At 39.2% G+C, this 14,480-nt stretch carries 12 protein-coding genes; 5 read left to right on the top strand and 7 right to left on the bottom strand.

Annotated elements, in window-relative coordinates; all coding sequences use genetic code 11:
* The first annotated feature begins 106 nt into the window (after window positions 1-106).
* Window positions 107-862, top strand: coding sequence for an HDOD domain-containing protein (locus SJ2017_RS16770; protein WP_080916517.1), 756 nt, complete (start codon window positions 107-109; stop codon window positions 860-862).
* A gap of 101 nt (window positions 863-963) precedes the next feature.
* Here SJ2017_RS16770 and SJ2017_RS16765 read toward each other — a convergent pair whose 3' ends face one another.
* Complete coding sequence (locus SJ2017_RS16765; protein WP_080916516.1) at window positions 964-1,875, bottom strand: LysR family transcriptional regulator; 912 nt, start codon at window positions 1,873-1,875, stop codon at window positions 964-966.
* 447 nt (window positions 1,876-2,322) lie between these two features.
* On the opposite strand from SJ2017_RS16765, the gene SJ2017_RS16760 reads away from it, so the two are divergent.
* Complete coding sequence (locus SJ2017_RS16760; protein WP_055026266.1) at window positions 2,323-2,532, top strand: dodecin; 210 nt, start codon at window positions 2,323-2,325, stop codon at window positions 2,530-2,532.
* Between the two features lie 127 nt (window positions 2,533-2,659).
* Here the strand turns inward: SJ2017_RS16760 and queG are convergent, their stop codons facing one another.
* Genes queG through SJ2017_RS16740 form a run of 4 tightly spaced genes read right to left on the bottom strand, consistent with a single transcriptional unit; the run spans window position 2,660 to window position 9,639 of the window.
* On the bottom strand, window positions 2,660-3,892 hold the full coding sequence (queG, locus tag SJ2017_RS16755) for a tRNA epoxyqueuosine(34) reductase QueG (protein ID WP_080916514.1): 1,233 nt from the start codon (window positions 3,890-3,892) through the stop codon (window positions 2,660-2,662).
* 56 nt (window positions 3,893-3,948) lie between these two features.
* Window positions 3,949-5,862 (bottom strand): tetratricopeptide repeat-containing diguanylate cyclase, encoded by a 1,914-nt coding sequence (locus SJ2017_RS16750; protein ID WP_080916513.1) that lies wholly within the window; start codon window positions 5,860-5,862, stop codon window positions 3,949-3,951.
* A complete protein-coding gene (locus SJ2017_RS16745; RefSeq protein ID WP_167692938.1) occupies window positions 5,859-7,757 on the bottom strand; it encodes a diguanylate cyclase domain-containing protein in 1,899 nt (632 codons plus the stop codon). Before SJ2017_RS16745 ends, SJ2017_RS16750 begins: the two co-directional genes overlap by 4 nt.
* A gap of 46 nt (window positions 7,758-7,803) precedes the next feature.
* On the bottom strand, window positions 7,804-9,639 hold the full coding sequence (locus SJ2017_RS16740) for a sensor domain-containing diguanylate cyclase (protein WP_080916510.1): 1,836 nt from the start codon (window positions 9,637-9,639) through the stop codon (window positions 7,804-7,806).
* Window positions 9,640-10,043: 404 nt separating this feature from the next.
* Between SJ2017_RS16740 and SJ2017_RS16735 the strand changes: the two genes are divergently transcribed.
* Both SJ2017_RS16735 and SJ2017_RS16730 read left to right on the top strand, forming a co-directional pair.
* Complete coding sequence (locus SJ2017_RS16735; RefSeq protein WP_055026262.1) at window positions 10,044-10,478, top strand: DUF3069 domain-containing protein; 435 nt, start codon at window positions 10,044-10,046, stop codon at window positions 10,476-10,478.
* A 30-nt stretch (window positions 10,479-10,508) separates the two neighbouring features.
* Entirely contained in the window at window positions 10,509-11,192 is a 684-nt protein-coding gene (locus tag SJ2017_RS16730) for a Crp/Fnr family transcriptional regulator (RefSeq protein WP_055026261.1), read from the top strand.
* Window positions 11,193-11,260: 68 nt separating this feature from the next.
* On the opposite strand, the gene SJ2017_RS16725 is transcribed toward SJ2017_RS16730, so the two are convergent.
* On the bottom strand, window positions 11,261-12,949 hold the full coding sequence (locus tag SJ2017_RS16725) for an NAD-dependent malic enzyme (RefSeq protein ID WP_055026260.1): 1,689 nt from the start codon (window positions 12,947-12,949) through the stop codon (window positions 11,261-11,263).
* A gap of 318 nt (window positions 12,950-13,267) precedes the next feature.
* On the opposite strand from SJ2017_RS16725, the gene SJ2017_RS16720 reads away from it, so the two are divergent.
* Window positions 13,268-13,855 (top strand): C40 family peptidase, encoded by a 588-nt coding sequence (locus SJ2017_RS16720; protein WP_080916509.1) that lies wholly within the window; start codon window positions 13,268-13,270, stop codon window positions 13,853-13,855.
* 60 nt (window positions 13,856-13,915) lie between these two features.
* Here SJ2017_RS16720 and SJ2017_RS16715 read toward each other — a convergent pair whose 3' ends face one another.
* Entirely contained in the window at window positions 13,916-14,380 is a 465-nt protein-coding gene (locus SJ2017_RS16715) for a YehS family protein (RefSeq protein WP_080916508.1), read from the bottom strand.
* Window positions 14,381-14,480 lie beyond the last annotated feature (100 nt).

The following is a 14,480-nucleotide window of genomic DNA, read 5'->3' as shown; positions in this document are numbered from 1 at the left end:
TGTCGGCTTTTTGTTTGATTAAGGATTAATTACTTGACCTTTATGCTGCTTATGTGGATAAATCTCGTTAGAGAAATATAAAAATTTGAAAGGGAAGCAGTACAATATGACCTATCTTGAGCAACAAGTGTTAACTCAAGTCAAAGCTATTATCGGTAACGAAGAACAAGTGATTGGTCGTCGCGGTATTTTGATCCCTTTGAAGAAAGCCCTCATTAATGAAGCTGATATCCGTGTGTTAATTGATATCGTTTCTAGCGATCCTGCGTTAGCTGCACACTTATTATGGCGCAGTAATACGGCTCAAGCTGGTGGTATTATTTCGACTAAAAATCGCAGCATTAAAGATGCACTTATCCGTTTAGGTCAAGTGAATATTTATCGTTACGCGTTTTCATTTTATTTAAAAGAACGTCTTGATGAGCTTAAAGAACCATACAGTAAATTGGTCAAAGGCTATTGGGCGTTAACTGAAAGTATCGCCGTCGATGCGGTGCAGCATCTACGTGATATTGAAGAAAGCGATCAACCGATTGATATTGATGCTGATGAAGTACAAACCTTAGCCTTATTCAGCGTTTTTGGTCAGGTAATAACCTTGAGTGCATTTGCGTTTTTAAATGCCGCATCAGAAAAAGCTATCTCACTACAAGTGATTAAAACCCTCATTGATACTCAACAACAAAGTCTGTCTATAGAAGCATTTGAAGCATTAGGGCTTGATGATGATTTACGTAATGAGTTTATGGTTGCTCATAATATCAAGCAGACAGATAACGCAAACTCTGCGGGCATGGTGTTAAGGCATGTTTTAGCGAAACGTAATGTTTTGATAAATCCACTATCTGATATCGATTCGTGATGTAACTCGTTCATCAACTGGTTTTTAAATATCAATTATTAAATAACAAAATGCCACTGTATCAGTGGCATTTTTTATGGTGTCTCTAACACTTTCTTGCTTTAGTGTTGTTGAGCTAACCTTTGCAACTTTAACCCTTCAGCAGCAACTAGGGTCAACCACTTTTGAATTAAGTTGGTGTTAGCGGCGTTACGATGGTAAGCCGCAAATAATGGCCGTTTAAGGCCTTCTGCTCCTAGTCTCACAGAGGATAGGTTTAGCCCATGGCTTTCGTTAATTGACCAACTTGGTAATGCGGCAATACCGTCATTGCATGCAACTCGTTGTAACAGCATTGCGGTTAAATCACATTGTTTCTGCTCACCCGCTTCAACACCAGCAGGCTCTAAAAAGTGCTTATAAATATCTAAGCGTTGCAGCGGTACTGGGTATGAAATTAGGGTTTGTTTAGCCAGTTGTTCAGGTTTAATAAACGTTTCTTTTGCTAATGGATTATCGTTAGCAACAACCAACTTTACCTCAAAATCAAATAAGTGTTGGTACGCTAATGCATGTCCTGGCACAGGATCTGAGGTGAGCACAATATCGAGTTCGCCTAGCTCTAAAGCATTTAAAGAATCAAATAAGTGACGGCTCGACAAATCGATACGACCATCAGGTGCTAATTGTTTAAATGCTTCAGTGACAGGCATTAACCAACGAAAACAACTGTGGCATTCAATCCCCAATTTTAATGACTGAGATTCTGCATCTAAACCTTTTTTCAAATCAGATTCGGTGACCATCACTTTAGGTAAAATTTCTTCGGCAAGGTTCAGTAATCTTGCCCCTTCTTGGGTAAACGATAATGGCTTACTTTTACGGATAAAGATGGCTGAATTAATACGGGTTTCCAATTCTTTAATTTGGTGTGATAGCGCTGATTGGGTAACGAACCGTTTTTTGGCAGCACCAGCAAGGCTACCACTCTCTTTTAGTGCCATCAAAGTACGAAGATGTCTCAGCTCTATCATATTATCCTCACATGAATTTTGCTCAACTTACGGGTGAAATCAATTCGATTGCTTAATGACAGACTATCACAATAAACTTCTAGACGTCCAGACGCCTGTGTAATTAATTTACAGAAATGTGTGTTTTTTGTTAATTAAATGGCGTTTTTGATATGAGAATTACAAGATTAATGTTTATAAGTCCCTACAATGTTTAATAATTTGCCGTTTTGAGTAAGAGATGAGCACTGAATAACATTTGATATGAATTTCATCACCCAGATGGTTGAGCTTGTTGACGGTTGAATTGTATAGGGGGAGCAATTTGGACAGTTCTATGAAGCTAATGTCGTAGGTGACAAATGCTGATTAAGCTGAGTGAAGTAGCATTGATAATGCTGAAATTAAGCAGACTTTAATAGATTACCTATACTGAATAAATCTTCTTATTTAAGTAACGGAGTGATAATGAGCCATACATACAAACTGATTGAATTAACGGGATCTTCTCCCATTAGCTCAGATGATGCGATTAAAAATGCGATAGCTGCAGCGAATAAATCTATCAAGCATATGCGTTGGTTTCAGGTCGTAGAGACAAGAGGGCATTTAGAAGAAGGGTTAATTGCTCATTGGCAAGTGACAATTAAGGTGGGCTTTACCTTAGATCAAAGTTAATGGTTTTTATCTGTAATCAGCGCAAATGTGGATGGTAATCTTATACTCATTTGTCGCTGATTTTGTTTACTCATCTTTAATGAGGCTATGCATTTCAGTGATGATATTGCGCCATTATTAATGGTGACTATGCATCTCTTGGTAAGCCTTTTTCGATACTTCTCACCACTCGCTGTGTTTTACGGTTAACCGCGTTTTCATGGTTTTGTTGCTGCTCTTGAAGTGCCCATTCAATGTGTTCAATGACCATTTCATCAACTTCTTCAGACTGCTTTTTAGCATTAAGTGCGCTAATAATATTCTCACTTAAAGGTGCGTTGCCTAGGGCAATAGCGATATTACGTAACCAATTTTTGTGGCCTATACGACGTATTGGGCTACCTTCAGTAAGTGATAAAAACTGCTTTTCGCTCCAAGAAAATAGAGTTAATAAATCCGGTTGTATTAATTGCTGGCGAATGTGAAAGTCGCTTTGTTCTGTCAGCGGTGCTCTTGCGTTAATAGGGCACACTAGTTGGCAGTCATCGCAGCCATAAATGCGATTGCCGATGGCCTTACGGAACTCAAGCGGAATAGCGCCTTGAAGCTCGATGGTTAAATAAGAGATACAGCGACTACCATCAACAACATTATTGTCCAAAATGGCATTGGTTGGACATGATTTAATACAGGCAACACAGGTATTGCAGCTTTGCTCTATTGGAATATCAATGGGTAATGGCACATTAGTGAGCACTTCACCTAAGAAAAACCAACTGCCCGCTTCAGGATGTAACAACAATGAATGCTTACCGGTCCAGCCTAAACCTGCTTTCTCTGCGAGTGGGCGCTCAAGGATAGGTGCTGAGTCGACAAAAGGTCGAAAGTCGACTCCTGTAACACCAAGTGTTTGGCAATGAGCGACAATTTTATCGCCAAGCTTTTTCAGCTGTTTTCGAATGAGTTTGTGATAGTCACGACCACCAGCGTAGCGAGAAATATAACCTAGATTTGGGTTAGCAAGATTGGTTGCAAATCCGGCCTGCGGAGGAAGGTAATCCATTCTAGCACTCAATACTCGAACGGTACCTGGGTGCAATTCATGGGGCCTTGCCCGCATCATTCCGTGGTTGGCCATATAGCTCATTTCACCATGGTAACCTTGGTCTAGCCAGTGTTGTAGTTTAGGTTCTTGTTCTGCTAAATCTGTGTCTGTGATGCCTAATTGAGCAAACCCTAACTCGATAGCCCATGCTTTAATTAACCGCGCAAGGCTGGTTGATTCTTGTGTGGTGAGGGCACGGCTTAACACTGGCGGTATGCTGGTGGCTTGGGGATCTGGAACAGGCTGAGTGTTCGTAGCCGAAGGTAGATTAGACATATGACATAAACACGCTTTGCAACTGTGATGATATCGATATTATACGTGTTTATGCATTAGTCATCATCATGAAAGTAAACGATTTGGTTTCGACCTTGGTGTTTTGCTCTGTAAAGCGCCAAATCAGCTTTTTTGACTAACTGAGATAAGGTGGTTTCTCCGTGGCTAGTGCTGACGCCACCACTGATTGTGACCTCAAGGTTGTCACTAAAATTGGAGAATTGGTATAAATTAACACTTGCTGAAATTTCCTGAGCTAAGCTAACAGCAGCTTGAGAACGGGCTTTGGGGAGCAAAATGATAAATTCTTCTCCTCCAACACGCCCTGCAATATCATCCTCTTTGATGTGTTTACGAATAATATTAGCAACAGCTTTTAATACTCTATCACCACATACATGACCGTGGTTATCATTAACCTTTTTAAAGTGGTCGATATCAATCGAAATAATAGAAAGAGGGGTTTTATCTTGAATATGCTTATCAAATGAACTGTTGGCTCTACGATAAAAGCTCAATCTATTGGGGAGTTGAGTCAATGAGTCTGTTAGCGCTAAATACTTTAATTGCTTAGACTTTTTATTGAGAAATACGCTGAATAACACTAATGTGAGTACTGATGCTACTCCTAACATCAATGCCAAAACCTGTAAGCGTTCATTATCCTGTCTGATAACAAGTTGCTCATCTTTAAGTTGATGAAAGGCGACTAACTCTGCGTTTTCTGCTTCTAATTTTTGGCTATCAAATCGAACGCGCATCTCTATACTAGCTTGGTTTTTAAGGGCTTTATCTAACAATACATGAATGTCGTATAAGGCTAACTGTGCTTCGTACGCTTGTTGCCACCATTCAAGTGATTCATAAATTTCAACTTGTAGTTTGAGCAACATCTCGTGGCCACGTTTATTGTTATTTTTATCAAATCCCGCAATGGCTTTTTCTAAATGGGGTAATGCTGCTTGTGTTTGACCGAGTCCATGTTTAGCTTGGGCTTGGTGTAGTTGCAAGAAACTATAGTGGGTATCAACAGCTGGACTGACGATGTTTTCGTATTGATTTAAATAGTTGAGTGCTTGCTGATATTGACCTAGGTGTATAAGTGCCGATGACATATCAACAGCAACCCGGGCGACGAATGTGGGGTCGGTATGCACTTTTTGATAATAATTGTAAATCGATAAATAGTTGTCTGCTGCCTTTTGATATTGTTGCAAATCTTCATAGGCGTAAGCCATATCGTTTTTTACGATCATGACTAAGGCCGTTTGTCCTGTTGAACTAAATTGACGTTCAACTTCCTGGTAGTATTTAAGTGCTGTGTCAGTTTCACCTAATCTGCGGTAGGTAATCGCTAAATCAAGTAACCCTAAATGTTCAAGTGTTGGTAAGTTAAGCCCTTGGTAGATTTCATAAGACTGCAGCAAGTTTTCTAACGCAATAGCAAAGTCACCAGTATAAGAAGCAATTTGACCTAGCATGGAGTAAGCGTCAGCTATTAAGTGTAAGTGTTCGATTTGTTTAGCGTCAGCTAGCGCTTGTTTTATTAATTTATTTGCGTTGTTTATTTCACCACGGTAGCGCAGGAGCGTTGCTTCACATAGTGATAGTTCAATGCGAATGGCGTGTGGCATTTCTGGGTAATTTTCATAGGCATTGATAATGAAACTTGCTGCCTGCTCATTTTGTTCTGGCTCAAAAAAGTTAAAAGCTAAGCATTGTTTAGGTAACAGTTTATGGGTTCTAACCATGTCACCTTTAGTGATCATTTGCGTGAGTTGCTCTATGGTTTGTGGATAGCGTTCATCATTGATATCGCCATGATCAACGATGGTAAACAGCGCATCAAATTCAGGGTTACTGAATTCATTGGCTTCCAGTGTATTGGCCAAAGATGTGATTGATACCAATAAGCTTAATAAACTCAAGCAACTCATTAGCAACGCGGGCAGCCTTAAAAAATGCTTCATTGCTGTTCCTCCCTTTCATGAGAGGAGCAATCTTGAAAATGAACCGTATTATCACGCCCGTTATTTTTCGCTTTATAAAGTGCAATATCGGCTTGCTTTAACTGAGCTGAAATTGTGGTTGATGACGTCACACTACTGATACCAATACTGGCGGTAAAAGGTTTATTCATTGCCAAGGAGGTCGTGTCTATTAATTTTATTTTTTGGTTAATGTTGGCAGCAAAACGAATAGCTTGCGCTTTATCGGTACTTGGCATGATGATTAAAAACTCTTCGCCACCAATACGAGATAAGGTGTAATCTTTATTCAGTATGCTTAAACATTGCTTAGCAATGAGTTGAAGAGCACGATCTCCCACATCATGACCGTATTGATCATTGACTGATTTAAAGTGGTCAACATCTAAAAGTAAAATCGAAAATTGGTTTTTTTGTGCTAATAACTTATTTAACACTTGATAAGCGAATAATCGATTGGGCAGCTCAGTGAGGGGATCTGTTAATGATAAACTTTTGTATTGAATTGATTTTTTTATTAGCTTTATTAAAAACGTCACAAGAATAATAAAAAATACCGCAGTTAACATTAACGCTATGTATTGTAATCGCTGCTTTGTTTTTAGAGCTTCAAGTTGTTGTTCTTTCAATGCTTGAAACTGCAATAATTGGTCTTGTTGATCTTCGAGTTGTTTAGAGTCGAATCGTATTCGCATTTCAGAGTTATAGGTTTCTTGTGTTGCTTTATCCAGTTCAAGATGGATAGTCAGAAATTGATGATGCCAATGATTAGCCGTTTTGTAATCCTGTTGTTGGGCAAAGTATTCACTAATGAGTTGGTAAATAAGGGAAAGCCCTTTTTTATTATTGTATTTTTTAAAGCTTCTTTCAGCTTCTAAAAAATGACGTAATGCTTGCTCATTGTGTGATTGCAAGAAACGTAATTCAAATAGATAAGCATGCATATAGCCATAATGAGAGAACATTTCTTCATCAATAATGGTTTGTGCATCAGTCAGAATCCTATCCGCTTCTTCTAATCGTGACAGTTTGATTAACGGTGCAGCCATATCGACTTTAATACGCGTTTGATACAGCTGGTTGTTCGATTTATTGGCGACGTTTAATACATCTTGAAAATACGCTAAAGCGGTTTGATATTCACCATTATCAAGTTTTATGTAAGCCAATGAATGCTGAACAATCGCCAGTAAAATGTGACTTTGGTTTTCAATGAGACGCTGTTCGGCAATGCCATAATAATATAGTGCTTTATCGTTATCGCCTAAGCGTCTGTAAGCACTCGCCAATTCGATAATATTCAAATTAGCCGAGTTTGTATGGCCGATTTTTTGGTGAAGCTCATAGGACTTGCTAATGCTTTCTATAGCATTAAAAAACTGGTTTTCAAATAACGCCTGTTGACCAATAGAGTTATGAACACTCGCTAATACATTTTCATCGTTAAGCTCTGTCGCTGAGGCTAGCATTGCTAGGTTGATTGCTTTAGCTTGCTTATGCTTACCGAGGTAACGTAGTGCTTTAGAGCGGCACAGGTTCAATAATATCGGGGTGCTTTTCGCATAATAATGACCGTTTGATATTGAGTCTGTTGATTTGATTAAGGCGTGCAACTTATCAGTTTCATGTGCACGAATTTGTTTACATGTAAACGTCTCAAGAGCTTGAAGGCGAGGTAAGTCATTAGGAGCAATAAGGGCTTTAAGCTCCAGCAATTTTTCATCGGTGAATAACGTGCCTGTCAGTTCATCATTATTGAACTGATTAAAAATATCGTCTGCAGCTTGGTTTTGTATAGGGTTAGCGAAAACGTGTTGGGTAAAACAACCTAATAAAATCAAACATAGACAAAAAGTGAGTTTAATAATTGGACTCATAATCTTGTTTATAAAAGGCCAATAATGTCGTTGACACAGCAATGTGTTATACCGTTTTAACGCAGTTTCTTCCTGCAGATTTTGCTTGATAAAGTGCATTATCGACACGCAAAAGCATGTTTTCAAAATTATCGCCATTTTGATAATGCGTGACGCCTGCACTGACCGTTTGTTTAAGCTCTGGCGCGATAGTATCCCAATCAGCGTCAGCAATTCTCACAATAAGCCTACTTGCGATATCATAAGCTTGTTGTTCATTTGCCCCAGGTAATAAAATCAGGAACTCTTCCCCTCCGACTCTACCAACAGTATCGGATTTACGCATCAACTCTTTTGCTATTTTAGCAAGTTTTATCAACACTTTGTCGCCAATGTCATGTCCTAGCGTATCGTTGACTTTCTTGAAATGATCCGCATCAAAAGAAATAACCGAAAATTGGCTATGCTCGGTTTTTGCTTGGTTAATATATGTTTTAGCTAACGCGTAGGTATGGCGTCGGTTAGCCAGTTTCGTGAGCTCATCAGTCAATGCAAGATCTTTGAATTTTTGTTTGCGCTTGACTTGTTTTACCGCATATATGGTCACGATGATTAAAATGATCGCGACCAATATAATGATAATGTTTTGCAATCGTTTGTTTTGCTCAAGCGCTGCTAATTCTTTTTCCTTTATGAGCTGTATTGAGAGTAAGTTTTGATTTTCAGCTTCAATTTTATCGGTGTTAAACCGTGCTCTCATTTCACTATTTCGACTCGTTAGACTGAGTTGATCAAGCTTATGATGAACGTTGAGATAATCTGTTAGTGCTTGATGAGCAGATTGGTAATCTTTAATGGATAAATAGATTTGATTTCGTAGAGTGTATAGCTGGCTTAACCCACGATCGTTATTGCTAACATTAAATCCTGATTCAGCTTCTTCAGCATATTCCAGCGCTTTTTCGGGATGTTGTTTAATCAGTGCAGCTTGAGCACTGAATAATTTCATGAAACTAAAAAGGCCATCAAATTCAATTGTGACTGTATTTTCTGCTTGCTCTAAAATTTCAACAGCTTCATCTACTTGATTCAACTTGATTAATATTCCTGCCATATCTACAGCAGAAGCAGCAGCTGAAAGTGAATTCTTTTGTTGGTGCCAATATTGGTAACTTTTTTGATGTCGCTCTAAAGCCAATTGATTATCACCTAATGCCTCATAGGAGTACGCTATTTGCGTATTGGTATCAAACGCTTCTACTAGCTGATTATTGTCTAGGTATGCTTTTTCAAGTTTGAGTTGATATGTCAGTGCCATTTGCGGGTCGCCAAAACGGCGATAGCTATTGGCTATTTCACTTAAATTAACCCGTGCCCAGTAAGCTAGGTTGAGTTGTTCATACATGGATTGAGCAGGGATTAGGTCTTCAAGGGCACCAGTGTAGTCACCTTCATAAGATAACATGGTGCCTCTCATGCTTCTGCCATCTGCTATTAAGCGCATATTTTCAATCAAATACGCTTCTTTAATTGCTGCGTCATAATCCAATTTCGCTTGTTCCGGTTTACCTGAATATTGGTAATGTGAACCGCGACATAATAATAAATCTGCATGCAGCTCTGAAGGATAGCTTTTTTGATGCGCCTCCATTAATACTTCGGCATGCTTGATGGCTTTTTGAAACTCCTCGGTCGTTTCAGAAGGATGGTACCAACATTGGAGTGGGATAAGCTTTTCACGTTGCTTTATATCGTCAGCTGGGATTAATTGATCAAGCTCTGCAAGATACTTGTTTAATAACTCAAGATCGCCTTCTTCTCCCAAAAAAAATATCTCAAATAACTGATCTATGCGTTGTTGAGGGGTGCTGCTGGCTGTTGCTACTTGAGTTAGTAAAGACACGCTAATAGCGAAAGCGAGTGCATATTTAAGCAGAGTGTTGATTAGGTTTTTCTCATATTGTTTATAAATATTATTCCATTATGGCATATAATTATAATTGTTCAATCAAGTGGCTAAAAGTAAATGCAGTGTATGTCGTTTGTGTTTAAAACTAATTAAATTAGTTGCTTAGTGTTACTTTAATAACATTTGTTTTGGTTATAATAGTTAAATTATTATAAACTAAAACAAATGTACTAGTCAGGTGTCTATTCACTTTGTTAACCTTCTCAAACATCATTTAAATAATTGTGAAAAAATACCAAAATAAAATAATGGTAGTAGATTTTTTTAGATGAATTTGGGGTGGCAAGATGAATTTTTACTCGGCAATACAATAAAAATCTTAACTTGAGAAATAATTAATGATTGAAAGAACTGCTGAATATCAAGCTACTGCAAAAGCGATTTCGTTTAATGTGGCAAATAAAGTTTTGCCTATGGATAAGTTGCCAGAAACTCTTTTAGAGGCTTATGAAGGCTTATTTAAAGAACTGATCCAAGACAATGCAGGCTTATTTGAAAAAAGTTGGCAGAGTTTGCCTGCAAGTGCGCAAAAATTGATGCCGCAAGCTGAGTTTCATGGGTTTTATATTGCCAATGCTTGGATGCAGTTGAGTCGTGTTGCTCAAGAAATTGCTGATGAAGCAGACTCAGACGAAGCGATCGATGAAAAAGAATATGATGGGGTGTTTGGCCGATTAGCCGAACAGTCACTCAAAGAAAGTATTAAGAAATTAAAGAAAGCAAGAACTGACCGTTCTTTATTAAATAGCTTTAAACAAGTGATGGCTATTTAAGACAAGTGATTACGCATTTTGGGAGTGTAAATGTCTTTATTATCAACTAAGCAGATCCAGTGGCCTTGTGAGTTAAGTGAAATCACTAAAGCTGAAATCATGGATCTGGCTATCGAAATTGATGGAATTGATCGTTATTCCACTTTGATCGACGGTGACCAACAACGCGGTATTTATTATTGTGTTCAAGGATTAGGAACATTTGCAACGACAAGTATTGATAACCGACCATTAGCGAGCTTTATTTTTGGTAAGCAAATGTGGGTGGGTGCTGTTGCTATTGAGATATACCCCAAAATCAATTTATACACCTGTGAGCTTGAGCCGCTCAAAAGTTTGTTTTTTCCAAAAAGTGAACTTAATGAGTTGGCTAAAAGAAACAATGAGGTTTATAAACTTTTGTACAGTATTATGCGTACAAATAGCCCCAAAATTGTTCAAGGTATGCATTTGTCTTTCTATGGAATTGAAGAGCGTATTGCGTTCTTTTTATTGGAATTAGTACGAAGTAAGAAGTCGACTAATCTTCCTAGAATCGAAATTAAAATTACCCAGCAACAACTTAGCGAAATCGCTAACGTTAGCCGACCAAGAGTCAATGAAGTATTGAATAAATTAGCTCAAGAAGGGTTAATTGAATTGGTTCGAGGTAAGCTGTATATCAATGACTATGCAGCCTTAGCTCAGTCTTTAGAAGACAGAGTGGTGATGTAAATTTACCATTGAAGATATAAAAAAGCCTAGCTAATTTAGCTAGGCTTTTTTGTGGCTGATTTGCAGCACTAGAAAGAAGTGCGTCGGTAGCGACGGTACTCAGGCTCCCAGAAATTACTATCAATTTTCTGCGTTAATAGCTCATCAGGGCAAGGTAATGCCAGTTCTTGTTCAATGGCTTTTTTAGCAACTGCAAAAGCAATGTATTTACTCACTTCTTGAATGTCTTCAAGGGCGGGGAGTAATGAACCTGTGCCGTTTTTACCTAGAGGAGAGCATTCAGAAAGCGCACGGCTTGATGCCATAAGCATTTCATCTGAAACCCGGGTTGCTCCGCTGGCTAATACACCCAAGCCAATGCCTGGGAAAATAAAGCTATTATTACATTGAGCAATCTCATAGGTTTCACCTTCGATGACAACAGGCTCAAACGGACTGCCTGTGGCAACGAGTGCTTGACCGGATGTCCAATGCAAAACGTCTTTCGGTGTTGCTTCAACACGACTTGTTGGATTAGATAATGGGAACACAATTGGGCGTTCGCAATGGCTGTGCATTGCTCGAATGATTTCTTCAGTGAACAAACCTGGTGCGCCAGAAACCCCAATCAAGACAGTTGGTTTAGCGTTATTAACCACATCCAATAATGAAATATGATCGCTAAACCCATCCCATTGCTGAACATTCACCGTTTTTTGAGCCAGTTTTTTCTGGAAATCTAATAGAGTAGGCATGTTATCTAATAACAAGCCCCAACGGTCGACCATAAACACTTGTGAACGGGCTTGCTCGTCAGAAATACCTTCTGCCACCATTTGCGCCACGATGGCTTCGGCAATACCGCAACCTGCGCTGCCAGCCCCTAAAAAGGCAACACGCTGTTGACATAATTGGGTTCCAGCTGCCTTACATGCTGCGAGAAGTGAGCCTACGGTAACTGCAGCGGTGCCTTGAATGTCATCATTAAAAGTACAGAATCTGTCTTTATAACGCTCAAGTAACGGCATTGCATTTTTCTGCGCAAAATCCTCAAATTGGATCAGTGCATCAGGCCAGCGACGATTCACCGCCTGCATAAATTCTTCAATAAAGTCGGCGTATTCTTCGCCACCAATACGAGGATGACGCGACCCCATGTACATAGGATCATCTAATAAATTAGGATTATCTGTGCCCACATCTAATGTGATTGCGAGACAATAAGCCGGACTAATACCGCCACAGCTGGTATACAGCGACAACTTACCGATAGGGATCCCCATGCCGCCAATGCCTTGGTCACCCAAGCCTAAAATTCGCTCACCATCTGTTACCACAATGACTTTTACTTTATGGCGAGTCGAATTATTGAGAATGTCATCAATACGATCTTTGTTATCGTATGAGATAAATAATCCACGGTTACGACGATAGTTTTTTGAAAAACGCTCACAGGCGAGCCCCACAGTTGGGGTGTAGATGATAGGCATCATCTCACTGATATGGTTACGAACTAATCGGTAGAACAAGGTTTCGTTAGTGTCTTGGATGTTGCGCAAATAAATGTGCTTATCCAAATCATTACTAAAACTTTTATATTGCTCGTAAGCACGTGATGCTTGTTCTTCAATGGTTTCAATGACCCAAGGAATAAGCCCTTCGAGGTTAAAGTAAATGCGTTCTTCTTCACTAAAGGCTGTGCCTTTATTTAGCAAAGGAGACTCAAGAATGGCTGGACCTGCGAAAGGAAGATAGAGGGGGCGTTTATTATCGTCCATTGGAAACCTTATTGTCAGTGTCGAATGACTGTTATTTTTATCTATAAATAGCCAATTGTGACTGCCTAAAAATAGACGTTTTTAATTATCGATGAAGGTTAACACAACTAAGATTTTTTGTGGTCTGTTAAGTGAGCTATTTCACACTTTTTTTCAGCAAAATAGTGACGTCAGAGTCATCTTGGTGTTTGTTAAATGAAGCATAGGCATATTCAGCAGTATTAAGATTGCAAAATGTCGTAACATTTTTGATTCTGACATTATGGTCGTTAAGTGCCATGCTGTGTATAGACATGATGGTAACTTTATGGGGTGAGAATGGCGCTTCCTCTTATTTGGCTCGGTACTGCCGCTATTGGTGCAATCATGCTGGCAGATGATCGTCAGCAGCGAAAAACAATTCAGCATGAACGTCGTATGGGGCGCGCGCCCAAAGTGCCTAATGGTAAGTCAGTGAGCCCGTTAACTCCTAGTATTTGGCATAAAGGTGACGCCAAAGTTGATGCCGCCCCTGGGGCTATTGTATGTTGTTTCGTCTTTGGTGTGATTGAGCATACAGGTATTTGGGTGGGGGATGACCATTTAGTTGAATTGCACGGAAGCGGTTTGATTCGAGTGATATCGGCTAAGCGATTTTTACAAGGACGAACCGGTAGTTGTATTTTTCAAGCGGGTAACCATTTACATCAACCCCTTGTCGCGCCAAAAGCATTGGCTCGAGCAGAGCAAGCCATCTATCAATATCGGGACTATGATTTATTTACAAATAACTGTCATCGATTTGTTTGGTCATGTATTAGCGGTGAAGAAACAGAAGTGAGAAGTTTTGAGCAACTTAATACGCTATTAGCTCAAGCATTTGAACAAGTTGTTTATTGGGATGAAGTGGCATTAAACAAGAGGTAAAAAGCCACAAAAAAGCACAGCCAATGCTGTGCTTTCAAGGTAAATGTTTATCTAATTTGATTACACGCCACGGTGTTTAATTGATAAGCCATGTAAGAAATTACGCAGGATCTGATCGCCACATGTCTTATAGTTCTTGTGGTCAGGGTTACGGAATAACGCCCCTAATTCTGACTTGCCAATGACAAAGTCCGCTAAACCACAAATTTCAATAATATCATCTTCACGAAGCTCTAGTGCAATACGTAATTTTTTGAAAATTAAATTATTAGTGAGGTTTTTAACTGGTGCTGGGACTTTACTACCCGGGCGTAAACCACGCTTTTCGATAATTAGTCCGTCTAAGAACTGACACATAACCTTGTCATTACAGGCTTTGTAGCCTTCTTCCGCTTCTTTTTTTAATAAGCTAATTATTTCATCTGTGCTGACTTCAACATTGGCTTGAGCGAAAATTTTGATCATTTTTGCATTTGAATAATCAAATACAAAACGTAGACGGCGAATAATATCGTTGTTAATCATATAAGTCTCTGGGCGCGGCTGCGCAGTTTTTTAACGGCAAAATTAGTTATTTCGCCGTTAAATAAAAATCGGACGCGGATTATACCTGAAAAAGGCCAAA

This window comes from Shewanella japonica (assembly GCF_002075795.1).
Lineage (GTDB): Bacteria > Pseudomonadota > Gammaproteobacteria > Enterobacterales > Shewanellaceae > Shewanella > Shewanella japonica.
This window is presented reverse-complemented; position numbering and strand designations above follow the sequence as displayed.